The sequence below is a fragment of the Megasphaera sp. MJR8396C genome, from assembly GCF_001546855.1.
Lineage (GTDB): Bacteria > Bacillota > Negativicutes > Veillonellales > Megasphaeraceae > Megasphaera.
In genome coordinates this window covers 15,014-40,455 of record NZ_KQ958202.1, presented here as the reverse complement: position 1 = coordinate 40,455, position 25,442 = coordinate 15,014, and the positions used below count along the sequence as shown (strand labels likewise).

The 25,442-nt window shown below is 55.8% G+C and carries 28 protein-coding genes; 2 read left to right on the top strand and 26 right to left on the bottom strand.

Going from position 1 to position 25,442, the window contains the following annotated elements:
- Nucleotides 1-10: 10 nt before the first annotated feature.
- The 14 genes from mfd to HMPREF3201_RS08235 form a co-directional block, all read right to left on the bottom strand.
- Nucleotides 11-3,295 (bottom strand): transcription-repair coupling factor, encoded by a 3,285-nt coding sequence (gene mfd, locus HMPREF3201_RS08300; RefSeq protein WP_062412608.1) that lies wholly within the window; start codon nucleotides 3,293-3,295, stop codon nucleotides 11-13.
- A 112-nt stretch (nucleotides 3,296-3,407) separates the two neighbouring features.
- Nucleotides 3,408-4,379, bottom strand: a complete 972-nt coding sequence (locus tag HMPREF3201_RS08295; protein WP_062412607.1) for a peptidoglycan recognition protein family protein — start codon at nucleotides 4,377-4,379, stop codon at nucleotides 3,408-3,410.
- Nucleotides 4,380-4,381: 2 nt separating this feature from the next.
- Nucleotides 4,382-5,287: a PHP domain-containing protein gene (locus HMPREF3201_RS08290; RefSeq protein ID WP_062412606.1), complete on the bottom strand. Its 906-nt coding sequence runs from the start codon at nucleotides 5,285-5,287 to the stop codon at nucleotides 4,382-4,384.
- Between the two features lie 95 nt (nucleotides 5,288-5,382).
- On the bottom strand, nucleotides 5,383-6,009 hold the full coding sequence (locus HMPREF3201_RS08285) for a precorrin-8X methylmutase (protein WP_062412605.1): 627 nt from the start codon (nucleotides 6,007-6,009) through the stop codon (nucleotides 5,383-5,385).
- Nucleotides 6,010-6,013: 4 nt separating this feature from the next.
- Nucleotides 6,014-7,432: a cobyrinate a,c-diamide synthase gene (locus tag HMPREF3201_RS08280; protein WP_072272067.1), complete on the bottom strand. Its 1,419-nt coding sequence runs from the start codon at nucleotides 7,430-7,432 to the stop codon at nucleotides 6,014-6,016.
- A 22-nt stretch (nucleotides 7,433-7,454) separates the two neighbouring features.
- The gene (locus HMPREF3201_RS08275) at nucleotides 7,455-8,672 is read right to left on the bottom strand and encodes a bifunctional cobalt-precorrin-7 (C(5))-methyltransferase/cobalt-precorrin-6B (C(15))-methyltransferase (protein WP_062412604.1); all 1,218 of its coding nucleotides are present in this window, start codon (nucleotides 8,670-8,672) and stop codon (nucleotides 7,455-7,457) included.
- Between the two features lie 37 nt (nucleotides 8,673-8,709).
- Complete coding sequence (gene cobK / locus HMPREF3201_RS08270; RefSeq protein ID WP_062412603.1) at nucleotides 8,710-9,411, bottom strand: precorrin-6A reductase; 702 nt, start codon at nucleotides 9,409-9,411, stop codon at nucleotides 8,710-8,712.
- On the bottom strand, nucleotides 9,408-10,139 hold the full coding sequence (gene cobJ, locus HMPREF3201_RS08265; protein WP_062412602.1) for a precorrin-3B C(17)-methyltransferase: 732 nt from the start codon (nucleotides 10,137-10,139) through the stop codon (nucleotides 9,408-9,410). The genes cobK and cobJ overlap by 4 nt, the downstream gene beginning before the upstream one ends.
- A 14-nt stretch (nucleotides 10,140-10,153) precedes the next feature.
- Nucleotides 10,154-11,197: a cobalt-precorrin 5A hydrolase gene (locus HMPREF3201_RS08260; RefSeq protein ID WP_062412601.1), complete on the bottom strand. Its 1,044-nt coding sequence runs from the start codon at nucleotides 11,195-11,197 to the stop codon at nucleotides 10,154-10,156.
- Between the two features lie 214 nt (nucleotides 11,198-11,411).
- Nucleotides 11,412-12,008 carry a flavodoxin gene (locus HMPREF3201_RS08255; protein WP_072272066.1) on the bottom strand — a complete coding sequence of 199 codons (597 nt, stop codon included), beginning with the start codon at nucleotides 12,006-12,008 and terminating at the stop codon, nucleotides 11,412-11,414.
- Nucleotides 12,009-12,036: 28 nt separating this feature from the next.
- Entirely contained in the window at nucleotides 12,037-12,228 is a 192-nt protein-coding gene (locus HMPREF3201_RS11935) for a hypothetical protein (RefSeq protein WP_197408279.1), read from the bottom strand.
- A 153-nt stretch (nucleotides 12,229-12,381) separates the two neighbouring features.
- Complete coding sequence (locus tag HMPREF3201_RS08245) at nucleotides 12,382-13,380, bottom strand: aldo/keto reductase (protein WP_062412598.1); 999 nt, start codon at nucleotides 13,378-13,380, stop codon at nucleotides 12,382-12,384.
- Between the two features lie 40 nt (nucleotides 13,381-13,420).
- Nucleotides 13,421-14,341, bottom strand: a complete 921-nt coding sequence (locus HMPREF3201_RS08240) for an AEC family transporter (protein ID WP_062412597.1) — start codon at nucleotides 14,339-14,341, stop codon at nucleotides 13,421-13,423.
- 14 nt (nucleotides 14,342-14,355) lie between these two features.
- The gene (locus HMPREF3201_RS08235) at nucleotides 14,356-15,531 is read right to left on the bottom strand and encodes an iron-containing alcohol dehydrogenase (protein ID WP_062412596.1); all 1,176 of its coding nucleotides are present in this window, start codon (nucleotides 15,529-15,531) and stop codon (nucleotides 14,356-14,358) included.
- A gap of 401 nt (nucleotides 15,532-15,932) precedes the next feature.
- Here HMPREF3201_RS08235 and HMPREF3201_RS08230 point away from each other — a divergent pair, with 401 nt between their 5' ends.
- Nucleotides 15,933-16,370 (top strand): hypothetical protein, encoded by a 438-nt coding sequence (locus HMPREF3201_RS08230; protein WP_062412595.1) that lies wholly within the window; start codon nucleotides 15,933-15,935, stop codon nucleotides 16,368-16,370.
- A gap of 230 nt (nucleotides 16,371-16,600) precedes the next feature.
- On the opposite strand, the gene HMPREF3201_RS08225 is transcribed toward HMPREF3201_RS08230, so the two are convergent.
- The 5 genes from HMPREF3201_RS08225 to HMPREF3201_RS08205 are packed head-to-tail and all read right to left on the bottom strand — an operon-like array spanning nucleotide 16,601 to nucleotide 19,230.
- Nucleotides 16,601-17,077: a hypothetical protein gene (locus HMPREF3201_RS08225; protein WP_154254397.1), complete on the bottom strand. Its 477-nt coding sequence runs from the start codon at nucleotides 17,075-17,077 to the stop codon at nucleotides 16,601-16,603.
- Nucleotides 17,055-17,558 (bottom strand): hypothetical protein, encoded by a 504-nt coding sequence (locus tag HMPREF3201_RS08220; protein WP_154265235.1) that lies wholly within the window; start codon nucleotides 17,556-17,558, stop codon nucleotides 17,055-17,057. The genes HMPREF3201_RS08225 and HMPREF3201_RS08220 overlap by 23 nt, the downstream gene beginning before the upstream one ends.
- Nucleotides 17,559-17,585: 27 nt before the next feature.
- Entirely contained in the window at nucleotides 17,586-18,332 is a 747-nt protein-coding gene (locus HMPREF3201_RS08215; protein WP_062412592.1) for a hypothetical protein, read from the bottom strand.
- A gap of 11 nt (nucleotides 18,333-18,343) precedes the next feature.
- On the bottom strand, nucleotides 18,344-18,760 hold the full coding sequence (locus HMPREF3201_RS08210) for a hypothetical protein (RefSeq protein WP_062412591.1): 417 nt from the start codon (nucleotides 18,758-18,760) through the stop codon (nucleotides 18,344-18,346).
- Nucleotides 18,760-19,230: a hypothetical protein gene (locus tag HMPREF3201_RS08205; protein ID WP_227163190.1), complete on the bottom strand. Its 471-nt coding sequence runs from the start codon at nucleotides 19,228-19,230 to the stop codon at nucleotides 18,760-18,762. The genes HMPREF3201_RS08210 and HMPREF3201_RS08205 overlap by 1 nt, the downstream gene beginning before the upstream one ends.
- On the opposite strand from HMPREF3201_RS08205, the gene HMPREF3201_RS11930 reads away from it, so the two are divergent.
- Nucleotides 19,205-19,534 carry a hypothetical protein gene (locus HMPREF3201_RS11930; RefSeq protein WP_195190564.1) on the top strand — a complete coding sequence of 110 codons (330 nt, stop codon included), beginning with the start codon at nucleotides 19,205-19,207 and terminating at the stop codon, nucleotides 19,532-19,534. The genes HMPREF3201_RS08205 and HMPREF3201_RS11930 overlap by 26 nt on opposite strands.
- A gap of 40 nt (nucleotides 19,535-19,574) precedes the next feature.
- Here the strand turns inward: HMPREF3201_RS11930 and HMPREF3201_RS08200 are convergent, their stop codons facing one another.
- The 7 genes from HMPREF3201_RS08200 to HMPREF3201_RS08170 form a co-directional block, all read right to left on the bottom strand.
- Nucleotides 19,575-20,000, bottom strand: coding sequence for a hypothetical protein (locus HMPREF3201_RS08200; RefSeq protein WP_062412590.1), 426 nt, complete (start codon nucleotides 19,998-20,000; stop codon nucleotides 19,575-19,577).
- A complete protein-coding gene (locus HMPREF3201_RS08195; RefSeq protein ID WP_227163188.1) occupies nucleotides 19,997-20,452 on the bottom strand; it encodes a prepilin peptidase in 456 nt (151 codons plus the stop codon). Before HMPREF3201_RS08195 ends, HMPREF3201_RS08200 begins: the two co-directional genes overlap by 4 nt.
- Entirely contained in the window at nucleotides 20,453-20,818 is a 366-nt protein-coding gene (locus HMPREF3201_RS08190; protein WP_062412589.1) for a competence type IV pilus major pilin ComGC, read from the bottom strand.
- Between the two features lie 16 nt (nucleotides 20,819-20,834).
- A complete protein-coding gene (locus tag HMPREF3201_RS08185) occupies nucleotides 20,835-21,908 on the bottom strand; it encodes a type II secretion system F family protein (protein ID WP_227163187.1) in 1,074 nt (357 codons plus the stop codon).
- Entirely contained in the window at nucleotides 21,892-22,848 is a 957-nt protein-coding gene (locus tag HMPREF3201_RS08180; protein WP_062412588.1) for a type IV pilus twitching motility protein PilT, read from the bottom strand. Before HMPREF3201_RS08180 ends, HMPREF3201_RS08185 begins: the two co-directional genes overlap by 17 nt.
- Complete coding sequence (locus HMPREF3201_RS08175; RefSeq protein ID WP_062412587.1) at nucleotides 22,839-23,888, bottom strand: GspE/PulE family protein; 1,050 nt, start codon at nucleotides 23,886-23,888, stop codon at nucleotides 22,839-22,841. Before HMPREF3201_RS08175 ends, HMPREF3201_RS08180 begins: the two co-directional genes overlap by 10 nt.
- 99 nt (nucleotides 23,889-23,987) lie before the next feature.
- Nucleotides 23,988-25,442: a TrkH family potassium uptake protein gene (locus HMPREF3201_RS08170; protein WP_062412586.1), complete on the bottom strand. Its 1,455-nt coding sequence runs from the start codon at nucleotides 25,440-25,442 to the stop codon at nucleotides 23,988-23,990.

Below are 25,442 nucleotides of genomic sequence, written 5' to 3'. Positions count from 1 at the left end.
GCGTAAAAAGTTAGTCACGGGAATCCCCCTTTCGCAAGGAGGAAAAGGCCGTCAGCAAGGTCTGGATAAAATCGAGGATGTCGGAGACGCCGGCCAGGGACACGCGGACCATGACCGGGATGCTGGGAATGAGGCGGAATCGGCTGCGCAAAGGCTTTTCGAGTTTCAATAAGTCGGGCATGTCGGAGACGCGCCGCCATTTGATTTCAAGGATGTCCTTCTTCTGAGCGATGAGGACCATCCCTTGAGCCTTAGCTTCGAGGCGGGTTTCCGTGACCTGCAGCAGCTTTTCGACATAGGGACTGGGCCGACCGTAGCGGTCTTCCAGTTCGCGGCGCAGTTCATCCAGCTCTTCTTTCGACGAGACGACGGCCAACCGCTGATACATGTCTATTTTCTGACCGCCGTTTTGGATGTATTCGTTGTCGATAAAAGCGTCGACGTGGATTTCCATGACCGTTTCCGGCGGCGGCGGTTCCACCTCTTTCCCGGTCTGGGCCTTGGCAATGGCTTCTTCCAGCATATGGCAGTACATGGCAAAGCCGACGCTGGCGATGTTGCCGTGCTGTTCCCTGCCAAGGAGGTTGCCGGCACCGCGAATTTCAAGGTCGCGCATAGCGATTTTAAAACCGGAACCGAGTTCCGTAAATTCTTTGATGGCCTGAAGTCGTTTTTCAGCGACTTCCGACAAGACCTTGTCCCGACGATACAGGAAGTAGGCATAGGCCATGCGGTGGCTTCGGCCGACGCGGCCCCGCATCTGGTAGAGCTGGGACAGGCCGAAGTGGTCGGCATCGTAAATGATGATCGTATTGGCGTTGGCCACGTCGAGGCCGTTTTCAACGAGACTCGAGCAGAGGAGGACGTCGTACTTTCCTTCATAGAAATCGAACATCATCGACTCGAGCATGGTACCGGCCATCTGACCGTGGGCGATGCCGATGGTAATATCGGGCAGGAGGGCCTGGAGTTCGTCTTTCATGCGCTCGATGGAAGCGACGCGGTTATAGACGAAGAAGACCTGGCCGCCCCGCCGCTTTTCACGCATGATGGCATCGCTGACGATGCGGGCGTCGTATTCGGCCACGTAGGTCTGGACCGGGAAGCGGTCTGTCGGCGGCGATTCGATGACCGACATTTCCCGCAGGTTGACCAAGGACATGTGGAGGGTCCGCGGAATCGGCGTGGCGCTGAGGGACAAGACGTCGATATGGGCCGCCCAGGCCTTCCATTTTTCCTTTTGAGCGACGCCGAAGCGCTGTTCTTCGTCGACGACGAGGAGGCCCAGGGACTTGAATTTTACGTTTTTATTGAGCAGGCTGTGAGTCCCGATGAGGACGTCGATGTCCCCGGTCAGGGTCCGGGCCAGAATGGATTTCTTTTCTTTATAGGAACGGAAGCGGTTGAGGACTTCGACGTGGACGCCGAAGGGGCCGAAGCGTTCCATAAAAGTCTGGAAGTGCTGCTGGGATAAGACCGTCGTCGGTACCAAGACGGCAACCTGCTTGCCGGCCGTGACGGCCTTAAAAATGGCCCGCATGGCGACTTCCGTCTTACCAAAGCCGACGTCGCCGCAGACTAAGCGGTCCATGGGCGTCGGTTTTTCCATACTGCCCTTGATTTCACTGACGGCCTTTAACTGATCTTCCGTTTCTTCATAAGGAAAGGCTTCTTCAAATTCTTTCTGGAAGGGCGTATCCGGCGGGAAGGCATAGCCCGGGACGACTTCACGTTTGGCGTAGAGGGCGACGAGTTTTTCGGCCAAATCGGTAATCGATTTCTGAGCCTTGGAACGTATCTTCTGCCAATCCGAGCCGCCCATCTTCTGCAGTTTCGGCGTATCGCCTTCGTTGCCGATGTAGCGCTGGAGCAAGGACAACTGGTCCGTCGGCACGTAGAGGATGTCTTTGCCGGCGTAGTGGATTTCGAGGTAATCCTTATGGACGCCGTCCATTTCAATGGTCTTGATGCCCATGTAGCGGCCGATGCCATGGACTTCATGGACGACGTAATCGCCGGACTTCAGGCTGGTAAAGACGCTGATTTCCTGGCCTTTAGCTACGCGGTGGCGCAGGCGTTTTTTCTGAGTGCCGAAGACGTCCCGTTCGGCGACGGCGACGACCTTGGCATAGGGCAGTTCAAAACCGTCGTGGATTTCCCCTTCGACGATGTACATGCCGCCGGACTTGCTCTTTTCATCGTCATAATCAGAAATGGCAAGGTCGTGCTGTTTCATCCAGGCTTTGAGCGAGGCGATACGCTCTTTGCTGTTGATGACAAAGACGATGGTGTTGCCTAAGCTTCGCCAGTGGCCCACTTCTTCTTCCAGGAGGTTGAACTGTTTTTGGAAGCTGGCCATCATCTTAGCGGCAAAGCTGAAGGACTGGTCGATGAACATATCGGGCACGGACTGGGCCATGAGCGACAAGACGACCTGCGGCACGGCTCGTTCCGGCGAGACCATATTTTTCCACGACGCCAGGACGCCCTTGTAATCGTCCGATTCTTTGAGGATCTTTTTAAGGCCTTCGCGGACCCGATTGGGTTCATCCCAGATGATGGTCCCCTCTTCGACATAATCGAGGAGGGTATATTTTTCATCGTCTGCCGTCGTTAAAGAAACCGGCAGGATCCGCGCCCTGTCGGCATCGTTCAAGGATTTTTGGGTATCGACATCGAAGGAACGGATGCTTTCCAGTTCGTCGCCAAAGAAAGCCAGCCGCAAGGGCTGGGGTTCATTGACGGCAAAGACGTCGACGATGTCGCCGCGAACGGAAAAATGGCCCCGTCGTTCGACCATGTCGACCCGTTCATAACCGGCATTTACGAGGTGCTGCAATAAGTCATCGCGGTCGTATTCTCCTTGGATTTCTACGTCGATAGCCGCATCGTCGATGCGCTGCGGAGCCATGACGTACTGTGCCGCTTCTTCCGGCGCAGCCAAGACGAGAACCGGATCTCCCTGACGCAGACGCCCCAAGGCTTCCATCTGGCGAGCCATCCGGTCGAGGCTTTTCGCCGTCGTCGTAAAGACGGCCTTGTCGACGACGGGAAAGTCGAGGATCTTGACGTTAGGCACCAAAAAGGCCAGGTCTGCCTGCCAGGCCGCGGCTTGTTCCCGCGACGGGACGACGAGGACGACCTGACGAGGCCCTTCGTGCAGCACCTTGGCGACCAGGGCGCTCTTGACCGAGCCGCTGAGGCCGTAGATGCTGTGACAGCCGGGTTTTAAAAAGGCGTCCCCGGCGGACCGGATATTTTCATCTTGATTCATCCATTGAAAGAATTGCTTCATGCTTTTTTACCTCATGACAAAGGGGGCTTTAGTTGCCCAAAGCCCTCGATAGTTATCATCATACTTGCGTGGTTTTTATTATATCATAGTTCATTCGTCCCGACTAGGCACATTATCGTCCCGCCGCGCCCTGCATGATAAAGGCTTCCCTTTCTTTACGGCTCATCTTGAGGAGGCTCTTCCCTTTCAGGGTATCTTCGTAAGACGGGGCGGCATCGCCCATGGTTTCCATCCGTTTTTCTACATCGCGGCGAATCTGAGGCAGCATGTCGTAGAGGTGCTGGCCCGGGCAGTCCGTGCTGTTGACGTCGCGGTGGCCGACGATGGTCGAAGCGCCGGGCGTGATGTCGTAGATTTTGCACAGCCAGGCGACGAGGCCTTCCAGGGCGTGAATCTGTGCCGGCGTCGGGATTTCTTTATCGAAATTCCCCGTGACGTTGATGCCGACGGTGTGGTAATTCTGCCCTTCGGCATGGGCACCGACCGTTGCCAGGGGACGGCCCCGTTCGATGGTACCATCTTTACGGATGACGTAATGGTAGCCAATTCCTGCCCAGCCATTGGCCAAGTGGGCCCGGTGAATGGCCGCTGCCGACGTATCGCCGTCGGGAATGCCGACGTGATGGATGACGATCATGTCCGTTTTCGGCCGCAGCAATAAGGGTTCATTGAAGCGGAAATTCGTTTCCCTGATGGCCATCGGTTCCGCCGGAGCGGCATCGGTGGCCGGATTGTAGGTCTTTAAGACGCCGCGGGCTCCGGCCGGTTTGGCCGTCCGCGGAACGCTGCCCGTAGCGATGGAGGCCGTCGTCGACACTCCTTCTGCAGCAGCTTCGCCGGTTTTATCGGATTTTTCCGTCTGCCCCTTGGCAGCGCCCCCTTTCTTATCGGTCGTTTTCTTCTTGTCAGAAGTCTTTTCTTTCTTCGGCTTCTCTTTCGTTACAGCCTTACTGTTCTCTGAAACGGTGCCGACCGTATAGGCTGCGGTCGTATCCGACGGCGAAGCCGCCAGCGAAAGGCTTGAAAAACCAAAAGCCAGCCACAGCGCAACGGCCAGGGCTGACAGGGTCTTGCTTTGTTTCATGCTTAGTACACTTCCCCATGATGATTTTGAATATGTGCGACCAGGTTGTCCCACAAAGCCTGCGGTTCAGGATGCCCATAGGTACCGAGGGCAATATGAGGCTTGGCCCGGCCGTGGTAGTCGCTGCCGATGGTCGCCATCAGGCCGTGTTCATCGGCAATCTGACGGTAAAAGGCCGTCGTCGCATCATCGTGATAGCTACAGTAGGCTTCGATGCCGTCGAGGCCGAGGTCGATGAGGGTTTCCGTCAGGGGCCGGTTCTGCTTCATATTGGCACCGGGATGGGCCAACACGGCAGCGCCGCCCTGGTCGTGAATGATGTCGACAGCCTTGGAAAAGTCCATGAAGGTCATGGGGATGAAGGCCGGTCCCCCTTGGCCGCAGATATCCCAACCGAAGTTGACGTACGGCGCATCGCTGCGGCTGCCGCCCGGTCGATACGGTTCGAGGACAGGGCAGTCGGCATTGCGCGGATCCGAAAGGGCCACGCGGGCGATGTGGACCGAAGCCACGACACCGCTGGTACAAAGTTTCCAAATGGCATCGCGGTCGAGGACGATGCCCAAGGCTTCGACGGCGTCGAGAACCTTGTCGGACACGACTTTTCGCTGACCGTAGACATCTTTTTCAATGGCTGCGAAGACAGGCGCATCGGGATGAATCCCATAGCCTAAGAGGTGGAAGTTCTTCCCCTCATGCTGACAACTGATTTCAATGCCCGGTATGAGCCGCAGTCCCAAACGGGCTGCTTCTTCCCGCGCTTCGGGAATGGCTCGAGTGGAATCGTGGTCGGTGACGGCCACAGCCTGTACCTTAGCGTCGGCACACTGGCGCATCAAATCGTCCGGCTCAAACTGACCGTCCATGCTGTATTTTGTATGCATGTGCAAATCAAGCCATGTTTCCATACACTACACTCCCTCTCTTGTTGGTTATCGCCCTTATTATACTACTCATCACGGCGCCTTTCCAGTAAGGTTTCTGTAAGATGCGTTTGTCTCCTTCAGCGAGTCAATTTATAGATCAAGGCATTGCAAATAGCAGCGGCAATGGTGCTTCCCCCCTTGCGGCCTTTGGCGACGATGTAAGGAACGCCGGCTTCCATAATGACTTCTTTGGCGTATTCTACGTTGACGAAGCCGACGGGGACGCCGATGATGAGGGCCGGTGCGATTTGCCCTGCTTCGATGAGTTCTTTCAGGCGCAAGAGGGCTGTCGGCGCATTGCCGACGGCAATGATGAGCGGCCCCGTAAGGCCGGCTGCCTTATCCATCGAGGCCTGGGCCCTCGTCGTTCCCTTTTCGCGGGCGGCAGCGGCTACATCGTCATCGGCCATGAAGCAGACCTTATGGCAGCCCAGTTTGGTAAGGCCCGGCTGACTGATGCCCATGCAGGCCATGTTGGTATCGGTCACAATGGTGCAGCCCTTTTGCAGGGCTTCCAAGGCCTTACCAACGGCACCCTCGCTAAAACGCAGGTTGCGGACGTAATCGAAGTCGGCACTGGTGTGGACGACGCGCTTGATGATGTCCTTTTCATCAGGCGGCAGCTGAATCGGCCCCAGTTCGGCTTCAATAATTTCCATACTGCGGCGTTCGATGTCGGCCGGTAAAATATGTTCTATCTTCATGGAATCAATCCTTTCCGAATGTATCACGATGTACGCTCTGAGAATAGGCCTGGCAGGCACGGACGAAACGCCGGGCCCAAGCCGGATTCCCGAGAAAATGGAGGTGGAGATAACTGGCGGCCAGGTTTTCGCTGGCTATGCCGCCAGACCAGGAGCGCTGACTCCCCGCTTTATAGGCCGTAAAGGCGTCCCCTTCTGACGAACTTTTAGAATAATGAAATTCATGGGCCGGTATGGTGCCGCCGGCCTCGCATAAGAGGTTGTCCCGTTCGGCCTGTAAGGTCACGTAGCCGAAGTGCTGAAGGGACGTCGTCATGAAAGTCTCGCCAGGAACGGCACCGACCCAGGCATAGCGCGTTCCGTCGTCGCCGCGAAAAGCTTGATGGAGGTACATGAAGCCGCCACATTCGGCAAAGCAGGGAAGTCCTCCTTGCAGGGCCTGTCTGATCTGACTGCGCAGGCCGCCGTTGGTTTCGAGGTCTTTGGCATAGAGTTCAGGATAGCCGCCGCCCAAATAAAGGCCGTCACAAGGCGGCAGCGCCCTATCATGCAGGGGGCTGAAAAAAACCAATTCGGCACCGCAGCGGCGGAGGACGTCAAGGCTGTCTTCATAGTAAAAGCAAAAAGTCTCGTCACGAGCCACGGCGATGACCGCCTTTTGTTCGGACGTCCCTGCCCCCTCTTTCGAAAGCTTTCTTTCCGTAAGGGGCGAGGCACTCCGGGCCAGGGAAAGTAAGCCGTCAAGGTCGATATGCTGTTCCGCCGCTTCCGACAAACGCTCCATGATGGCCTGTAAATTCGTGATTTCTCCGGCCGTCACCAAACCTAAGTGGCGGCTGGTAAAGGCGCAGTCCGGCATATCGGGAAGGGCTCCGAGGGCTTTAAGGCCCGATGCCGTTTCCCAAGCGGCCTTAAAGTGGGCGTATACCATGGGTTTGACGCGGTTGACGATAAAGCCTGCGACGCGGCTGTCTTTATAAAAATCGGCCAGGCCCTTTAAGCCGGCGCCTAAGGTGAGACCGGCCCCGCGGCCGTCGACGACCAGGACGACGGGCGTATCGGTAGCTGCGGCGACGTCGTAGGCACTGGCTTCATGGCCCGTTCCGACGCCGTCATAATAGCCCATGGCCCCTTCTAGAAGGACCAGATCGGACCTTTCTCCATGGTCTACGAGAAGCTGCCGTGCCGCTTTAGCCCCTTTTTCGCCGCGGCCGAAGAGAAAGAGGTCGAGATTATACGACGGCGTGTCGAGGACGCGGCGGTGGAACATGGGATCGATATAGTCGGGCCCGGATTTAAAGGCCGTCAGGGACAAGCCCCGTTTTTTTAAAGCTGCCAGCAGGGCACAGACGACAGTCGTCTTGCCGCTGCCGCTGTTAGGAGCCGCCACTAAGAGCCGCGGAATGGTAGATGCTGGCGTCATAAGAGCCTCCTTTGTAAGATCGTCACGAAGCGTCGGAACGGCGGACGATGGTCACGATAAAGATCGGATTCTGGGCCATCATGAGGTGGCTGGCACCAACTTTTTGACTGCGGGCCGTACTGACCTGGGTGATATCGAGGTCATAGTCCCGACGAGCGCTGTAATAGGCCGTAAGAGCCGCCAGGGTCTCGATGGTAATGGCCGTGACGACGACGGCGCAGGCCTCATTTTTCCGGTAGACCTCGTCGAGGATGGCGGATAATCGCCCCTTGGTCCCGCCGATGAAGACGTAGTCCGGCGGCGTTTCGATATCCTTCAGCCGCTCTTTGGCATCGCCGGAAACGACGGTGACATTGGCCAGATCAAAATGGGCAATATTCTGCTGCAGGATATGAAGGGCATCGCCGTTTATTTCAAAGGCATAGACCTTTCCAAACGGAGCCTGCAGGGCCAGTTCCACCGTACAGGAACCGGTCCCGGCCCCGATGTCGTAGACGACGGCGTCGGCAGAGGGTGCCAATTTCGACAAGGCGACGCTGCGGACTTCCTGTTTGGTCATGGGCGCCTTGCCTCGTAAAAAGGCGCCGTCCGGAAGGCCGTGGACGGGCCGCTGCCAGGAACGGGCATCGTCGTTTTCGATCATCATGACGGCCAGGGCGTCGTCGCCCCTTTCGGTAAAGTCAGCGGCGGTACCGCGAAGGATGACTTCGTCGTCATAAGAGAGGTTGCAGCCGATGGCGACCTTTACATTCCCCAGGCCGGCTTCACAGAGACTGCGGCAGAGGGCTGCCGGCGATTCACGGCCGCCGGTCAGGACGAAGACCTTGGCGTGCTGGCGTACAGCCGGGATGAGCGGTTCCTGCCGGCCATGGCGGCTGACGATGAAGACGTCGTTCCATGACGTTTCCAGGGCTGCTGCAAAATAGACCAGACTGCTGATGCCGGCGATCCGGGTCACAGTACAGTCGGGGATGTTCTTCAATAAGGCGGCCAGGCTGAAAAAGCCGACGTCGCCCGATACCAAAACGGCCATGGGACCGTCTTCATCGGTCCGCGACGCAGCCAGGCGGCAGATTTCATCGCGGCGATACGTGGCGACCAACTGTTTTCCCGAGTCGACAAAGGGTTCCAGCATCCGTTTATCGCCGACGAGGAGGGTCGAGGCCTCGATGGCTTCTTTAGCTTGTACGGTCAAGAGATCCGGATTGCCCGGACCGGTGCCGATAAGATAGATGTGCATAGCGCGTCCTTTCCCTGACGAAAGCGGTTTTCCCGCGTCAGCGTTCAATGATGATGACCGTCGCCCCGGCCCGTTCGGCAGCCTTCAGTTTTTCCTGAAAACCGCCGGTATGGCCTGAATTTTTGGTGACGACGTACCGGGCTTTCGTTTCCTTGAACATGGCCTCATTGAGTTGTTCCGAAAAAGGGCCCTGCATGCCAATGATGCGCGACGGCGGATAGCCGAGATCAAGGGCCCGTTCGAGGGAGGCCTTGACCGGCAAAATTCGGGCGTAGACCCTGTTTTCATAATCGGGAATCTTGGCGAAGGCATCTAAATTTTTACTGCCCGTCGTCAAAAAGACAGGTCCCACGGTATGGCTCAGGACTTCGACGGCTTCGTCGACGGTGCGAACGGCGATGGTGCGGCCGTCCGTCCGGTACGTGCCGGCCCTGCGGTTGATGCGGCGATACGGGACGCCCGCCTTTTGGCAGGCACCTTTGATATTATCGGTCACGGCCGTAGCATAGGGATGGGTAGCGTCGATGGCCAGGGTAATCCCTTTTTCCCGGAGAAATTCTTCCATCTCGCCCCGGTCCATCCTACCTTCGAGGACCGTGATGTAGGGGCTGACGGGCAGTAAAGAAGCGCCGTAAGTCGTGGCCACCGAAACGTAGGCTTTGATCTGGAACCGGGCTGCATAGCCGGCCAGTTTCCGCCCTTCCGTCGTCCCGCCGGCAATCCACACCGGGCCGATCATAAGCGGTATCCCCGAGGCGTCACCAGTTTGCCCTTCAAGACTTTCGTCTGGCTGTTGCCGATAAAGACCGTGCAGAACATATCGAGGTGCTGCGTCCGCAGTTCGCCCAACGTGAGGATGGTGACTTCTTCCCCATCGCGGCCGATGTTGCGGACGATGCCCGCCGGCGTATGGGCCGACTGGTGGCGCAAAATGATGTCGCAGGCCTTTTCCAAGTAATCGGAGCGCTTCTTGCTGGCCGGATTATAGAGGCAGATAACGAAGTCACCGGCAGCGGCGCAGTCCAGGCGGTTGGCAATTTTGTCCCACGGCGTCAAGAGATCGCTGAGAGAAATGAGGCAGGTGTCGGCAATGAGGGGCGCCCCCAAGAGAGCTGCACCGGCACTGGCAGCGGTCACGCCGGGAATGACGTCGATTTCAACGTCCGGCGTGTCGGCAGCCACTTCGTGCATGATGCCGGCCATGCCGTAGATGCCGGCGTCGCCGCTGGAGACAATGGCCACGTTCTGGCCTTGAAGGGCTCGTTCTAAGACCAGGCGGCAGCGGGCCACTTCCTGGGTCATGCCGGTGACGACAAATTCCTTATCGGGAAAATAGTCGCGAATCAAGTCGATATATGTATGGTAGCCGACGATGCAGTCACAGCCTTCAAGGACAGCCTTGGCTTCAAGGGTCATGCCCTGCAGGGAGCCGGGACCGATGCCGACGACGTAAATATGCGGTTTCATGCAATCACATCCTTCTAAACGTTTGAAAAACAGAGGCTATACGATTCGCAGGCCACAGCCACGGTGATGCCCTGACCGGCCTTTTTGGAAACGACGAGGTCGCCGCCATGGCTGGCCCTCACGGCAGATCGTTCACAGACATTATCCGTGCCGACGGTCTGTCGGACAAAGTCCGACGCCGTAAAGGTTCCCGGCACGGCATTGAGTTCATCTGCCGAAAAGAAGCGAATGGGCCAGGAGTGCATTCTAGCAAAGGCCAACAGCCCTTCCTCGTCCCCTTTGACATCGATGGAGCTGACGTCGGCCACAGCTTGAAGCGAGAGGTTGGCTTCTTCAAAGACCGATAAGACGGCGTCTTCTATGGTCGATGCTGAAGTGCCGCGGCGGCAGCCGATACCGACGTGGAGGATGACCGGCCTTACAAGGACCGACACTTCAAAAAGGGCCATCCTGTCTTTTGTCGTCACGACTAAGCCCGTCGGACCATCCGTTGCTGCGACCAAGCCTGGCGGCAAAGGCCCTTCGATGGGAAAATCACTGTACAGGCCGGCTTTCCCTGCCGAGAGAAGTCCGGCGGCGAAGTTCTTGGCGTCCTTCAAAGACGACAGGCGAAGGCCCTTGCGAGCAGCCCACTCATCGACGGCAAAGAGGGCGTTGACATCCGTTGCCGTCGTGATGACGGCCTGGCCTTTGATGGCGGCTGCCAACTGGCGGGCCCATTCGTTAGCCCGGCCAATGTGCCCCGATAAGATGGGAATGACGAACTGCCCGCCTTCATCGATGACGACGACAGCCGGATCCTGATCCTTTTTACGGATAAAGGGCGCAATAGACCGCACGGCAATGCCGGCTGCGCCGATGAAAAGGAGGAGCCGTGCCGATTGAAAGGCACGCTGGGTCTCCCCTTCTAAAGACGGTTCAAAAGGGACTACCGGCGAAGAAGCAAATTTTCTCAGCGACGTCTGACGAACGTCCCAGCCCTCATTTCGAAGCCAGTCGGCCACTTCCTGAGCGAGAAAGGTCCCTTTCTGGGTAAAGGAAAAAACGACGGCCTTCATGACACCCTCCCTTCTAAAAAATACGCCTCGGCGTTCTTAAAAACCAAACACATTATACCATATATGGGGTCTTTTATATACTGGCATACATCGGAAGCCGCTCCCGGTACGTAGGGAAACGTCACCGAAAAACCGCAAAAAAATTCCGAGCCGCCTCGTAAGGTTACTCGGAACAAAAAATCTATTTTTTATGTCACCCTTATCGGCTAAGGGCTTACTGCTGCTGCAGCCAATTGAGGACGTCATTGTCACTGGCACCGCCGCTAAAGCGGACGCCGGTCTGCCAATCGCCGGTACCGGCAGCCTTGGCCAGGTTCTGGCCGCTGTCGCCAAGAGAACTCGACATGGACGTGCAGAAGGGAATAACTTTCTTGCCGTTAAAGTTGTGGCTTTCCACGAAGGTGTAGACGACGTGCGGCGCCTGCTGCCACCACAGGGGATAGCCGATATAGACCGTATCATAGGAATCCCAATCGGCGACGTCGCCCTGATAGGTCGGCCGCAGCTGAGGCTGGGCGTGTTCGCGAACGACGCGGCTGTTGTCGTCACGATAGTTGAGATCGCTGTCCGAATAGGGCTCGGTCGGCTGAATTTCAAAGATCGTCGCATTTTCGTGATTGGCAATCGTTTCTGCTACGCGCTTGGTATTGCCTGTCGCCGAGAAATAGACGACTAACACTTTTCCTGGAGAAGCAGCGGCCTTAGCCCCGTCCGATGCCGGCTGAGACGCCGTCGTCCCCGTACTGCCGCAGGCCGTAAGCGTAACCAGTGCCACGGCCATCAATAAACCGCTCATGATTTTTTTCCACATAGAGATTCCTCCTCATCACAAAATACATCTATTTATCTAAGCCCTGTTTATGGAGCCAGGCTGCAATGGCGTCGGCGACGTCCCGATTATTGAGGTCGGCCATCATGAAATGCGTATTCCCTTTGATGCCGATATCGGGCAGGCTGACGACTTCCTGCAGGGCCGTATAGGTACAGCCATTTTTATGGGGCGAACCATTTACCAATAAGACTTTCATCATATCATCCTCTTTTCATCATTTCCTGACTAATGCTCACTATTGTTCTATAATACACCTTAGTTTCAAGTCTAAGTCAAGGGATTATTCGTAATTTGCAACTTTTGTAAAAAAGCCGACTGCCAAAAGACAGCCGGCTCATCACAGCAAAAGAAATCAGCCTTTTACGGCCGTACCGCCAAAGACGGCCGACATCTGGATTTTGTCCAAAGCGTCATCAATCTGTTTTACTTCGTCTGCCGTTAGGACAATGTCAGCGGCTTTGCCATTTTCTACGAGCCGTCCCGGATTAGTCGTCCCCGGAATGGGCACGATCCACGGCTTTTTCGAGAGCATCCAGGCTAAGGAGAACTGGGCCGGTGTGGCATTCTTGGAGGCGGCGAGGTCCTGAATCCACTGCAAAAGGGCCTTATTTTCTTCGATGGCATCGGCCTGGAACTGCGGCATGATCTTGCGGTAATCGCCGTCGCCGTTAAATTGAATCCCGTTCTCGTAGCGGGCCGTCAAGAAACCGTTGGCCATGGGAGAAAAGGCAACTAAGCCGACGTTCAGCTCTTCGAGGACCGGGAACATTTCTTCATACCAACGGGCCATCATGGAATAACGGTTCTGTACGGCCGTTACCGGGCAGACGGCATGGGCCCGGCGCAGGGTGTCGGCATCGACTTCAGAGAGCCCCCAGTGAAGGATTTTCCCTTCCTGGATGAGGTCGGCCATGACGGCGGCTACGTCTTCGACGGGAACCTTGGGATCCTGGCGATGCTGGTAATAAATGTCGATATGGTCAGTCTGAAGGCGCTTCAAGGATTCTTCCACGGACTTGCGGATGACCTCTGGCCGGGCATCGGGAACGATCGGCTTATTCGGCGCCGACGACGTCATGTCGAAGTGGATGCCAAATTTAGTGCCGATCTGGATACGGTCCCGGAAAGGCTTCAGGGCTTCGCCCAACAGCGTTTCGTTAGCGTGGGGATCGTCCGGCGTCCCATAGACTTCGGCCGTGTCGAAAAAAGTATAGCCGGCATCGACGGCCTTAGCTAGTACTTCCGTCATTTCATGCCGGTCTTTCGGCTGGCCGTAACCGTGGCTCATGCCCATGCAGCCTAAGCCGACGGCCGAAACGGTAAAATCTTTTCCTAAGGTACGAGTTTTCATAATATGCTTCCTTTCTCTATAAAGATAAAACGATTCTGTATCAACCCAATCCGGTAGCCAGGGCGACGAGCGGCATGGTCACGACGGCAGCGGCTGTCGTCAAGGCGATGCCCTGAACGGAAACGGGATACGCTTCTTTATGGTAAACGGCTGCCAAGAGGGGAATAATATTGCCCGACGGTGTCGCCAAGGCTGCCATGCAGACGGCCAGTAAATACGTATTGTCGACGAAACGGCCGAGAAGTAAGGTAAGGACGATGGGAATGACCAGCATCTTGATGATCGTAAAGGCGATGATCCGGCCGTTTATCATGCCCTTCCATTCCGTATCGGCCAAGAACGAGCCCAGGAGCATCATGGCTAAGGGCGCCGTCATGCTGCCCAGCATGGTAATCGACTGAGCCAGTACATAGGGCAGCTCGATGCCGCTCAGGTAGAGGACGATGGCCAAAATGCAGGCTCCCATGCCGGTATTGGCCAAATTTTGCCAGCGAAAGGGTTCTTTCTTGTCGGAATGTCCCTTGATGGTCTGGATGACATAGGAGAAAAAGAGGATATTAAAAGGAATCAAGAGGACGGTCATATAAATGAGGGCATCTTTGCCGTAAATGCCGTCGATCATGGGAACGCCCATGAAGCCGATATTGGTAAAGATGACCATGACGTTGATGATGCCGTAATGTTCCTTGGGATACCGAAGAATCCGCGGTAAGAGCCAGGCCGAGATCATGAGCAGCACCAGCATGATCAGGATGACGCCGAAGGCATAGGCAAGTTCGGCCCCTTCGATGCGCGGCCCCTTTCCGGTAACGCCCGATAAGATGATGGCCGGGTAGGCGATGTTGACGACCAATTTTGTAATCTGGGGCTGATTGGCCGGCGTCAGGATCTCATAGCGCCGGGCCAAAGCACCGGCAGCCATGAGCAAGACGAAGATGATCATCTGTTGTAAAATGAGCATGGATACGACACTCCTTACCAGGCTTCTTCAAAGATGGCCAGGATTTCATCGCCTTCGAGGTGTTTATAACTGCCCGGAGAGACGACGCAGCCGGCGGCAATCTGGGGAAGCCATTCCCTTTGGTCGTCGGTCATGCCCAGTTCCCGCAGGGTCGTCGGCAGGCCGATTTCCTTTACAAAAGAAGCCAAAGCTTCGACGCCGTCGTTGGCAAGTTCCGCCGTCGTCTTCCCTTCCGGGGAGATGCCCCAGACTTCGCTGGCAAAGCGGGCGAACTTTTCGGCCCCGGCTACTTTAATATGGCGATAGTAAACCGGCAGCAGGACAGCTAGGCCGCAGCCGTGATTGCAGTTCGTAAAGGCGCCCAGGGAATGTTCTAAGATATGGCCCTGGAAATCGCCTTTCTTACCTAGTTTGAGGATGCGGTTTTCAGCCATCGTCGAAAGCCAGACCAAGTTGCTGCGGGCTTCGTAGTCTTCGGGATTTTCTATGGCCTTGCGAAGGTTGCGGACGACGCTTTTCATCAGGGCTTCATTGATGCTGTCCGATACATTGTCCGCATCGGGAGCGCTGAAATACGTTTCCATCATGTGCGTAAAGGAATCGAAGGCGCCGGAAACCATCTGCAGCTTAGGCACGGTGTAGGTATAGAGCGGGTCGAGGAGGGCAAAGCGGGCATTGAGTTCCATGTAATCGCGGCCGGTCTTGACCTTCACGTCTTCATTGGTAATGACGGCACCGCCATTCATTTCACTGCCCGTTCCCGATACGGTCATGATGATGCCCAAGGGAAGTGGCTGTACTTCAATAGTCCCGGCCTTGGCCCAAAAATCGTTCCACACGTCGCCGTCATAGACGGCAGCCAGGGACACGGCCTTGCAGCAGTCCATGACCGAGCCGCCGCCGACAGCCAGAATGAGATCGACGTCATGTTCTTTGGCAAGCTTAGCCCCTTCGAGAACCTTGGCATAGGTCGGATTGGCCATGATACCCGTAAATTCGACGACATCCTTACCGGCTTTGGTCAGGATCTCCATGATTTCATCGTAAATCCCGGTCCGCTTAATGGACCCGCCGCCATAGGCCACCATGACGGTTTTCCCATATTGGGACAAAAGATTCGGCAAATATTGACTGACACAGCCTTTTCCAAAATACGCTTTGGTACTATTTTCAAAAATAAAGTTTTCCATCTCATCGTCTCCTATCAAATCTATGGACAACAGCAATGACACTGTTCTAAACGCAAATGACCTGCCTTAAACAAGGCCGGTATAAAAACTCAAGCGGTGCGGTTTTTGATCCTTACCTCCCGAATACACCCTCATCTTAGCATTCGGTATTAACTACCGGTCAAGGCTTTTTTGAAAACTTTTTCTAAAAGAAACGTTTATCTTATGAAAAACTTATTTTAACCTGCCGCTATGCCCTCCAAAGACTCCCATAAGGCAGCCAGACTCACGGTTAGCATATTCGGAGCACCTCACAGGAGTCCAAATCCACATCATAAGGGAGAAATTCACGGCTCTCTTGAGATTTATTTGTAAAATAAGGTATAATAATCATGTATTTTACGAAAAGGAGACTATACACAATGTTAAAAAGAACGATATTCATTGCCATCCTAGCCTCCCTGGCAATCTCCCTGCCCTTGGCAGCCGGGGCCAAAGGCCGCTTTTCCAGCAGCCATGAACCCTTCTCGCCGGACATGGCCAGCCGTGCCGAGATGGAGGCCTACCGGAAAGATGTCGATGCCTATGTAAGCGATGTCGATAAAGAGATCAGCGAACTCCTGGCCCGGCGAAGAGACGCCGTCGACCGCTACAACCGGGCCGTCCGCACGTACAATGAAGAGACCTTCTTCCATCAGGATACGCTGCCCTTCTATCCCCACTATCGTCAACATGATCGGCGCAGCGCTTACCATCACCATGGCCCCTGCTATGCAGCTCCGCGGGAAAAGACTCCGGAAGAGCGGCACCGCGACCGGATTGACGCTTTCATCGACGATATGATCGATTGGGGCGACTGACGACGTGCCGTCCCCGATGCATCTGGACAGCGTCTCATTGATATAACTAAAATCCGACTTCTCATTTTTTACGACAAAATACCCCGGATAGACTGATTCATTCAATCTATCCGGGGTATTTTAGGCTGCGCCCTCATCAAAGATTTGACCCCTTCCGACGAGTTACCAACAAAGCATCTGTCAAGCCATCTCTGACGCCATGAGGGTAGACAGACAATACACGGCCTTCGCTAAGAGCCGTCCTTGGCGCCTTTTTTACCTTTTACCGATGTTCCCGGGGCGCCGTATACTTCGACCGTAAGGACTGTCGATTCGCCTGCCGGCACCCATTCGATGACTTTCACCGAGCCATGGGGACAGGCTTTCTGCCAGTCATTGAGCCACGACAGTATCGAAGAAAAGCTTCCTTCCATCATCAAGGTCTGACCGTCGCCTTGACGGGCCTGATGCCACGACAACAGGGTCAGCCCATGGGTATCGATCAGGTTTGAAACGGCGCCTTCCATCTCATCGGAAACTTCGGCCGTCACCGGTCCGGGCGCCGAAAAATCTTTACCGGCATAGACCGCAAGCTGGCTGCGAAGACTTTTCCACTCCGCCAGAGATTGGTGTGATACCCAGGCATAGCCAAGGGCGAGTACGGCTAAAACAAAGGCCGCCATAACCCACGACGGCCCCCATGTTTCACGGTTTAGATGTTTCTTCATGACAACTCACTTCTAGGGAAAAAGGGATATCTTCGCCGCCCTTGGGCTGCATCCGGGTCACGGCCGCTTGATAGCGCCCGCCAGACTGGAGATAGTTCTGCCATTTACGGGCTCCGTCGGGCGTCGCCGTCAATCCTTCGACGACGGCGCCCTTATCGCGGCCGCTGACCTTGGTAACAACGACCGTATCGGGCTTAGAAAGGGCCAGCTCCACCAACAGGATGGGCCAGGAAAAAGGCGTCTTCTGCCGCTCTTTGGCCTGTCCTTCGGCCAAGGCCTGCCCCTGTCGGATCCGGTCGTTATGATCTTTGATTCTCTCCTGAACCGGCTGCAGGACCCTTTCATAATACCGTTTCTCCTGGCCGATCTGATATTGAAAAAACGTTCCACCGGCTAAAAAAAACAGGGCCAATCCCAAAAATCCCAGTGCAAGGGGCTTTCCCCAACGAAATCGGGATTCCCGGTATTCAGGCGGTATCAAGTTGCATTTCACGCGCGCTCCCCCCCCTTACAGCAGAATCAAAGACGCCGTCGCCTGCGACAGTCCGTATCGTTCCATGACCTGAGAAACAGCCTCTGTCGGCGGCAGGGGGCGACCTTCAACAGCGGCCTCTTCCTGCCAGCTAAAGGCTGAAGTCCCTTCTGACAGAGGCTCCCCTTCGTGAAGTTCATATGCCTTGGGGCGGCCCTTTTGCAGGTGGACTCGATGGATGGCCCTTCCCTCTTGGAAGGAAAGGATGCCTTCACCTTCTGGTTGGAGCCGTCCCAAAAAAGCCGGCAGCAAATCCAGGGAAGCCATGACGGCACCGGCATCGACGACGGATCGGCACAAGGCTTCGATACAGTCGGCCGGATAAGCGCCGACGACCCAATCATAGAGACCGTCTCGATTCTTTTCCGGACAGGCGAGGTCAAAGCCATAGGCCCGTCCCTCTTCGTCGAGCAAATCGGCACCGGTAATGAGTTCCCGGGCGTCTGCCGCATCTTCCGTCGCCAAAGGAAGGGTCTTCCAGATCATATCCGGTCCGCCGATGACGACATGGATCCGCCAGCCGGCGAGACCGTAGCGATCGAGTAACAAGGGCACTTTCGCCCTTATATCTTGAGGCGAGCTGAGCCAATCCTTCTTCCATTGCCCTTCCCGTTCGGTATGGCCTTGGCAAAAGGCGACGGGACCATACCATTTGCGCGTTTGCTTTAAGACGCGAATCGTCCGTCCAACTAACCACAGATAGGCATTTCTGCGCTGCCACATACCCTCACCTCTCATTCCTGATACTGAATCAGGTGCAGCTCATATTGTCCCTCTTCTTGAGGCGCCAATTCAAAGAAAATGCAACATGTTTGCTCCAACGATGTTGCTTCATCAACGGCCAGCCCCATTAAATAACCGTAGTCAAAACGAGCTTCAACGCGAACCGTCTCCCCCGCCTCGGTAAGCCCGGTCGACAGCGGGACCCTCACTGATTGACCTTCCAAATAAGGGGCCGGATTTTGCTGTACCACCTGCCACCCTTCAAGGACGGCACTTTCCGCCAAGTAGTGCAGGCGGACCTTCTTTTCATAGATCGTAGCCAGACTCAGACAGTTTAAGGCTAACAAGGTTGTCGTCATGATCAAGGACAAGGTCAGGACGGCCAGCATCATCATAGAAAAAGAAAAAAATCCATTTCGCGCCTTCATCAAATTCCCTCATTTAGCGATGTCACCATAAGTGTGACCGGCAAAGATAATCCACTGTCTGCCTCTACCAGGAGTAGCGATACGGCGATAGCCCGGCCTTGGTGAGAAAAGAAGGGCTGACCTCCGTAAGGACGAATCAAGATCCGACAGCCCTTGACCGTACCGATGCCGCCCGTCAGCGGTTGAAGCGACCCATCACTCAGTCTGACAAAAAGCGTTTCTCGATGTATGATGAAGCCTTTCTTTCGTCCCAGCGGCGTTTTAAATTGAAGGCTGTCAGATGTCGCCGTAATATCATACCCATAGGCCAAATTTTGGAATAAGGTCGCTTCGATACTGACTGCTTGACGCAGTAAGGTCTCTTGAATATGAGCCTTTCTATCGAGACGTACGGTCTGACTGACCAGGGGCAGGAAGGCTGTCAAAGTCAGGACGACCAGTGTCATGGCCAACAGCAGATCCATCATCATCCAGCCGTTCTTTCGGCGGGATCGGTACCAGGCGCCGACAGGAAAATGGGGTGTCACCTCCATCACTCACCTCGACTTCCCATATAACATAGGCCGTCGACTCGTCATACTGCCGATAGCGGATCCCGTAACGATCTCCGGCCAATTCTACCTCGTCCGACAAGGGCAGCCCGGCCTTCCACCTCTCCATGGCCTGACGGCCGACCATCGCCGCCTGATACCGAGACACGGCTCGTTGATGCAGTTCCATCGACTGGACAGCCAGTGTCCCTGCAGCAAGGAGCAGCCCGGCAGCGATACATAAGGCGGCCATGCCGTCGGCCATGAAGAAAAATCCGTTGCCCCTACTCGATGCGGATACGCCCAGTCTGCGCCGCCACGACGATGCGACGCTCGTAGCGCTCACGCTCTGACGAAACGACGACCACCATCTTATATTTCGGACGACCGTAAACATCGAACTGTACCATTCCTTTCGTCACGCGCAGGCCCGGCGGATAGGGCCTTTTTTTCTTTACAAAATAGAGATGCTGCAGCACATAGAAGTCCTCCTTCAGGATCAGTTTACAGTAGTCTTTGCCAAAGGAATTACCGACGCTGTGCTGACGGACCACTTCCATGTCGAGGACCAAGTCCCGAACGAGGCTGTCAACGGCTTGATGATGGCCCAGGGATTGACTATGATTCAGGGCTAAAACCAAATAGATTCCGACCATGAATAAGGCCGCTGCCAGGCCTGTTAACTGGATAAATCCATTGGTCCTTTTCATAAGCTCATACCAATGCCCAGCCAGTGAAAGTGAAGCGCCTGCGAAAGCCACCAGCCGAACAGCAAAAAGGGTCCGAAGGGAAGGATCGTCTTGCCTTTGATCCCCCAACAAAGGAGGGATATGGCCGTCGCCAGTAAAAACGACGCCACGGTCATCAGCCAGGCCCCTCCCGCCGGGCAGCCGACGCAAAGGGCTAGGGCTAATTTAATGTCACCGCTGCCGATACTGTCCGGCCAAAGGCCGTAAAGGAGGAGAAAAAAGAAGACAGTCGCACTGACGGCTAGAATCGACGGACGGACCCAGCCAAAACACAAGGCCAGGATATTGATCACAGCCAGGGCGAGGACCGGAGCGTCGGGAATCCAATAGGCTTTGACATCGGTATAGGTAATGACAGCCGTAGCTCCCAAGGCGACGCCATACCAAAGACAGAAACCAGAAAGATTCATCATTTACTGACCGGACGGCGAACCGGCATCAGCATCAGAGGAATAATGCTTATCGTTATAATCAGCCGAAACGATGCCGTTTTCGATCCGATACTCTTCTTTATCCGGCGTCAGGGGTTTGAACTGCAGGTACTGTCGTCCTTGGTCGTCGGCGTTGACCAGTTCATCGACCGTCGTCGGGAATTCTCCGTGGTCGATTTCATACAGCGCGGCGGCATTGCTGATGGTGCGGATATCAGCCTGTACCTTAGCTTCCTGGGCCGTCTTGGTCGCCGACGTGAACTTGGGTACGGCAAAGGATGCAAAGACCAGGATGATGGAGACACAGATCAGCATTTCTAACATGGAAAAACCGTTTCGCATAGTCATGATAAAAAAACTCCTTTCAAGAAGTAACAACGGAAGAGGCCATATCGAGTAGCGGCAGGAGCAGGGAAAACATCAAAAAGCCCATAAAGATGCCGACGATGAGCAGGACAATCGGCCCCAACCAACGCTGCATCCCGGCCGCCCACCGACGGAGACGACTATCATAATAAGCGGCAATAGCGCCTAAGGCATCGTCATACTTACCGGTCATCTCGCCGACGGTGAGCATAGTCTCGATATAAGCGGTGCCATAAGGACTGCCCTGAACGGCCTGGCTGAAGGTCTGCCCCTGTTCGAGGCGCAAACGGAGGTGACCGACGTAGGTTTGAAACAAGCGTGACGGTACGACAGCCCCGGCACCGTCCAGACATTCCAACAAGGGAATTCCGCCGGACAACTGGACGGCTAAGATCCGGCTGAAACGCTGCCAAGACCACACCAGGAACAAGGAGCGAACGCCGGGAAGACGAACGATCGTCTTTTCCATAGCCAAGCGATGCCTATCGTCTCGCCAAGCCTGCACGAGAAAGAACGTCGTCACACTGATTATGAGCGGGATATAGATGCCCCTTCGGCGGAACCAATCGCAGGCGGCAAGGAGCCACTGCGTCCCCTTAGGGATCGTCACGTTCATCTGAGCCATCATGTCGACGAAGACGGGGATGATAAAGAACACGGCACCGGTCATCAAGAGCAAGAGACAGGCCAATAAAAAAGCCGGATAGGCTAAGGCTTCAAGAAAGGCGCGCCGATCTTTATCCGCCCGGGTATAAAAATCAGCTAGGACATGACAGAGGGTATCGAGACTCCCCGTCTGCTCCCCGGCCTCGATCAGGCGACAGGCCAAAGCCGGAAAAGCCTGACAACGGGTCATGGCCAGCGACGGCCGGACGCCTTGCTCCATGTGAAGGGCCGCTATCTGCAGGGCCTTCCGGCGAGGTTTCTTCATATCCGATGTCAAGAGGTTCCAAGCCTGGACTAAAGGGACACCGCTAGCGAGGAGCGTCCCCAGTTGGCGAAAGAAAAAAAGCCAAGCTCTTGCCGTCGAGGCGCGGCGATGACGAAAACATGGTTCAGCCTCCTTTCGCAAATCGAATCAGGGCCTGATCCATGGTCCGCATGCCAAGAGCCGCTCCAGTCTGCATGACCGTCGGAAGCTGGTGCTCCTTGCCGCTGCGAATGAGTTGGGAAACAGCTGGTGTGCGGACCAGAATTTCCCTAGCCACATCCAAGGCATCGCCGCAGACGACCAGCCGCTGCGAAAGGACGGCCTGCAGCACCATGGACAGGCGGTGCCGGACTTCGTCTTGTCCATCAGCCCCATAGGCACTGGCAATGCGGCTGACGGTGTGGACGGCCGACGGTGTATGAAGGGTTGAAAAGACGAGGTGTCCCGTCTCGGCTGCCGTCAGGGCCGCATCCATCGTCTCCCGATCGCGCATCTCGCCGATGAGGATGACGTCCGGATCCTGCCGCAGGGCCTGGCGAATACCTTCCTGAAAGGACGGAAAATGACGGCCTAATTCCCGCTGGGTAATGAGCGCCTTCTTCCCCGCTTCTACGTATTCGATGGGATCTTCCAAGGTGACGATATGGCACCGCCGCTGCTCATTGATACCGTGTAAAATCCGCCATAAGGCCGTCGTCTTGCCGCTCCCCGTCGGCCCTGAAACCAAAACCAATCCGCTCGACAACTTGCCGAGACGAGTCAATAACCGCTGATCCCGATCTTCGGGAAGGTCTTCCAAGGGATAGAGGAAGCGAATGGCCAGGTGCAGCCCGGCTTCTTCCCGGCATACATGGAGGCGGCAGCGAAGGGACGCATTCCACGAAAAGGCCCCGTCGCCGTCACCGTCCCCGGACCAGCCGATAATGTTAAGTGCTCGGTGCATTCCAGAGCGGTCTAAGGATGCCGTAGGAAGCGCTGATAATCCCGCTGCAACACGCATCATGGGCGGCCGTCCCTCTTGGAGATGGAGGTCGGAAGCGCGATTGGCAATAGCCCGTTCCATAAGGGCAGTCATGTCCATAAGGCCCGTCCTCCCTCACAGACACGGCGAAGTTCGGCCTCATCGGTCAGACCGTCGGCAAGGACCCGTTCGATGACGGCCGGCAGCAAGACGGCGCCGTCGCAAACGGCAGCCTCGGTTAATTCGGGAAGGTCGACGCTGCGGCGAAGGGCCTCTTTAAAGCGGGGGCCGGCCGGGACGACTTCACAGAGGCAAAAGCGACCTTCATAAGCACCGTTAGCGGTCTTACGGCGAACGAGGCGCTGGGACACGATGCCCGTCAAGGCGTCGGCAGCTAAGTAGGCCGGAACGCCCATATCGCTCAGGCGAACAGCCGCTTCGACGGCACTCGGCGCATGAAGAGTGCTGAACACGACGTGTCCCGTAAGGGCCGCCCGAACGGCAATCTGTGCCGTTTCCCCATCGCGGATCTCACCGACGACGAGAACGTCCGGATCCTGGCGCAGCAAGGCCCGCAGCCCGTTTTGAAAGACCATGCCGCCCTTGGGCTGCACCTGGCTCTGAGACAGGCCGTCAATCAAAATTTCTACCGGGTCTTCTAAGGTCGCGATACTGAGAGATTCATCCTGAATATGCCGAAGAGCGGCGTAGAGAGTCGTCGTCTTACCGCTCCCGGTAGGACCGCAAATCAAGATCAGCCCCTGCCGACGGCGAACCAGTTTTTCTAAGCAGGCCTGGGCTTCACCGTCCATGCCGAGAGCTGATAGCGCCAGCGGCATTCGCTTGCCGTCAAGGATGCGGACGACGATCTTCTCGCCGCGGACCGTCGGCAAGGTACTGATGCGAAGGTCGAGCCGCCGCCTTCCATCGTGCCAAACGATGCGCCCGTCCTGAGGCAGGCGCCGGTTGGCAATGTCGAGGCCGGCTAGGACCTTGATGCGGCTGACGAGGCTGTCAAGGCGCTGGCGAGGAACGCGCCCAGCCGTCTGAAGGACGCCGTCTTTTCGCCAGCGGATGCGGACGAATTCATCTAGAGGTTCGATATGAATATCGCTGGCACCGGCCGCGACGGCTTGTTGAAATAAGGCGTTCACATCCATAAAAAAATCTCCTTTCCCTGCCAGCATAGCATGAAAAGGAGATTCCTTAATTTGATTTAATTGTTTTCTAACGAAGGCTATGTTATCCACAACCCGTTCTTACCAACGGCGCCAGACGTAACCGACACTGTGCTGGATAACGAGGAGGATAGGAAAAATTTCGACGCGGCCTAAAATCATTAAAAAGCCGCAGTATACCTTCGTCCACGCCGGCAGCGACGCTATATCGGTGACGCCAAAGAGGGCCATCGTCGAACCGACACTGGAAAGACAGCCGACGGCCATGGCCATGGACTGAATCGGCGTGACACCGGCTAAGGAAATGATCAGCATCGATGCGAAAAAAGTCATGATGACTAAAAAGAAGTAGCTGAGGACGCGGCTGACGATGTTCATATCGACGGGAACGCCGTCGATTTTTAAGGACACGACCATCCGCGGGTGGAGGGTCCGGCGCAGCTCTTGAGCCGTCATTTTAAACAGCACCATAAAGCGCATGACCTTGAGCCCCCCTGTGGACGACCCGATACAGCCGCCGATAAAGGCCAGTAAAAACAGGACATACTTATCAAATTCCGGCCAGTCCGCCATGGACGTCGACGTAAAGCCGCTGGTACTGATAAAGGATAAGACCTGGAAAAAGCCGTAGCGCAGATTATCCCAGCCGTCATAGACGCCGTAGTGCCACAGGTGAAAGGATACGACGGCACTGACACCGACGAACATCATCAAAAAATACCGCAGCTCGGCATCGTGCAGAAAGATTTTCAGACTGCGCCGTTCCCAGCTCTTCCAGTACAAGAGGAAGTTGCCGCTGGCCAGGAGCATCGAAAGAGCGCCGGCCCCTTCGAGAGCCCGACTGTCGTAGCGCAGAAAATCGAACAGCGAATCGCCGCCGCTGGTCGATAAGGTCACCAGCCCCTGATTGACCGCTGCCTCCGGAGAAAGGCCGGCCAGCCAATAGAGGATCACGGAAAAGGTCGTAATGGCCAAGTAGATGCAGCCTACCTTTCGGGCAGCGTCCTGCATACTGGCCACCATGGGACTGAAAGACACGCTTTGATGGACCGATAAGGTCAAGCCGAAACAACCGCTGACCAAGGGCATGACCGAAACCAGCATGAGGATGAAGTTCAAACCGCCAAGCCAGCCCATGAGGCTGTGCCATAAGAGGAGCGACGCCGGTAAGCTGGCACCGCCGTCCGCGAGGACCGACGTCCCCGTCGTCGTAAAAGCCGATACGCTTTCAAAAAAAGCATCGGCCGGCGACGTAAAGACTCCGGCCATGACGTAGGGTACCATCCCCAACAAGCTCAGGATCAGCCATACCAAGACCATGTACCAGGCCCCTTCCCCGGCTCCGACCTGGCGCTTATGATGGCGGCCCCGATAGAGGCAGTACGCCGAAAAGGCCACGGCGGCGATCAAAGACGGTCCGAAGTACAAGATACCCCGTTCGCCCCAGATAAGACCGGCGGTCAAAGGAATGATCAAGCTCAGGCCGTTGACCAGGATGAGCCTGCCGACGAGATAGAACAAGATATGTCTGTCCAT

Excerpts from the sequence above, each read along its gene's own strand:
- HMPREF3201_RS08280 (WP_072272067.1), bottom strand. The coding sequence starts at position 7,432 with ATGACGCCAGCATCTACCATTCCGCGGCTCTTAGTGGCGGCTCCTAAC.
- HMPREF3201_RS08200 (WP_062412590.1), bottom strand. The coding sequence starts at position 20,000 with ATGAAAAGGACCAATGGATTTATCCAGTTAACAGGCCTGGCAGCGGCC.
- HMPREF3201_RS08240 (WP_062412597.1), bottom strand. The coding sequence starts at position 14,341 with ATGCTCATTTTACAACAGATGATCATCTTCGTCTTGCTCATGGCTGCC.
- HMPREF3201_RS08255 (WP_072272066.1), bottom strand. The coding sequence starts at position 12,008 with ATGTGGAAAAAAATCATGAGCGGTTTATTGATGGCCGTGGCACTGGTT.
- HMPREF3201_RS08235 (WP_062412596.1), bottom strand. The coding sequence starts at position 15,531 with ATGGAAAACTTTATTTTTGAAAATAGTACCAAAGCGTATTTTGGAAAA.
- HMPREF3201_RS08230 (WP_062412595.1), top strand. The coding sequence starts at position 15,933 with ATGTTAAAAAGAACGATATTCATTGCCATCCTAGCCTCCCTGGCAATC.
- HMPREF3201_RS08290 (WP_062412606.1), bottom strand. The coding sequence starts at position 5,287 with ATGGAAACATGGCTTGATTTGCACATGCATACAAAATACAGCATGGAC.
- HMPREF3201_RS08170 (WP_062412586.1), bottom strand. The coding sequence starts at position 25,442 with ATGGACAGACATATCTTGTTCTATCTCGTCGGCAGGCTCATCCTGGTC.
- cobJ (WP_062412602.1), bottom strand. The coding sequence starts at position 10,139 with ATGAAACCGCATATTTACGTCGTCGGCATCGGTCCCGGCTCCCTGCAG.
- HMPREF3201_RS08295 (WP_062412607.1), bottom strand. The coding sequence starts at position 4,379 with ATGAAACAAAGCAAGACCCTGTCAGCCCTGGCCGTTGCGCTGTGGCTG.
- HMPREF3201_RS08285 (WP_062412605.1), bottom strand. The coding sequence starts at position 6,009 with ATGAAGATAGAACATATTTTACCGGCCGACATCGAACGCCGCAGTATG.
- HMPREF3201_RS11930 (WP_195190564.1), top strand. The coding sequence starts at position 19,205 with ATGGCCAACAGCAGATCCATCATCATCCAGCCGTTCTTTCGGCGGGAT.
- HMPREF3201_RS08225 (WP_154254397.1), bottom strand. The coding sequence starts at position 17,077 with ATGAAGAAACATCTAAACCGTGAAACATGGGGGCCGTCGTGGGTTATG.
- HMPREF3201_RS08210 (WP_062412591.1), bottom strand. The coding sequence starts at position 18,760 with ATGAAGGCGCGAAATGGATTTTTTTCTTTTTCTATGATGATGCTGGCC.
- HMPREF3201_RS08190 (WP_062412589.1), bottom strand. The coding sequence starts at position 20,818 with ATGACTATGCGAAACGGTTTTTCCATGTTAGAAATGCTGATCTGTGTC.
- HMPREF3201_RS08260 (WP_062412601.1), bottom strand. The coding sequence starts at position 11,197 with ATGAAGGCCGTCGTTTTTTCCTTTACCCAGAAAGGGACCTTTCTCGCT.
- HMPREF3201_RS08195 (WP_227163188.1), bottom strand. The coding sequence starts at position 20,452 with ATGATGAATCTTTCTGGTTTCTGTCTTTGGTATGGCGTCGCCTTGGGA.
- HMPREF3201_RS11935 (WP_197408279.1), bottom strand. The coding sequence starts at position 12,228 with ATGATGAAAGTCTTATTGGTAAATGGTTCGCCCCATAAAAATGGCTGT.
- HMPREF3201_RS08215 (WP_062412592.1), bottom strand. The coding sequence starts at position 18,332 with ATGTGGCAGCGCAGAAATGCCTATCTGTGGTTAGTTGGACGGACGATT.
- cobK (WP_062412603.1), bottom strand. The coding sequence starts at position 9,411 with ATGATCGGCCCGGTGTGGATTGCCGGCGGGACGACGGAAGGGCGGAAA.
- HMPREF3201_RS08205 (WP_227163190.1), bottom strand. The coding sequence starts at position 19,230 with ATGATGATGGATCTGCTGTTGGCCATGACACTGGTCGTCCTGACTTTG.
- HMPREF3201_RS08245 (WP_062412598.1), bottom strand. The coding sequence starts at position 13,380 with ATGAAAACTCGTACCTTAGGAAAAGATTTTACCGTTTCGGCCGTCGGC.
- HMPREF3201_RS08180 (WP_062412588.1), bottom strand. The coding sequence starts at position 22,848 with ATGGACATGACTGCCCTTATGGAACGGGCTATTGCCAATCGCGCTTCC.
- HMPREF3201_RS08275 (WP_062412604.1), bottom strand. The coding sequence starts at position 8,672 with ATGCACATCTATCTTATCGGCACCGGTCCGGGCAATCCGGATCTCTTG.
- mfd (WP_062412608.1), bottom strand. The coding sequence starts at position 3,295 with ATGAAGCAATTCTTTCAATGGATGAATCAAGATGAAAATATCCGGTCC.
- HMPREF3201_RS08175 (WP_062412587.1), bottom strand. The coding sequence starts at position 23,888 with ATGGATGTGAACGCCTTATTTCAACAAGCCGTCGCGGCCGGTGCCAGC.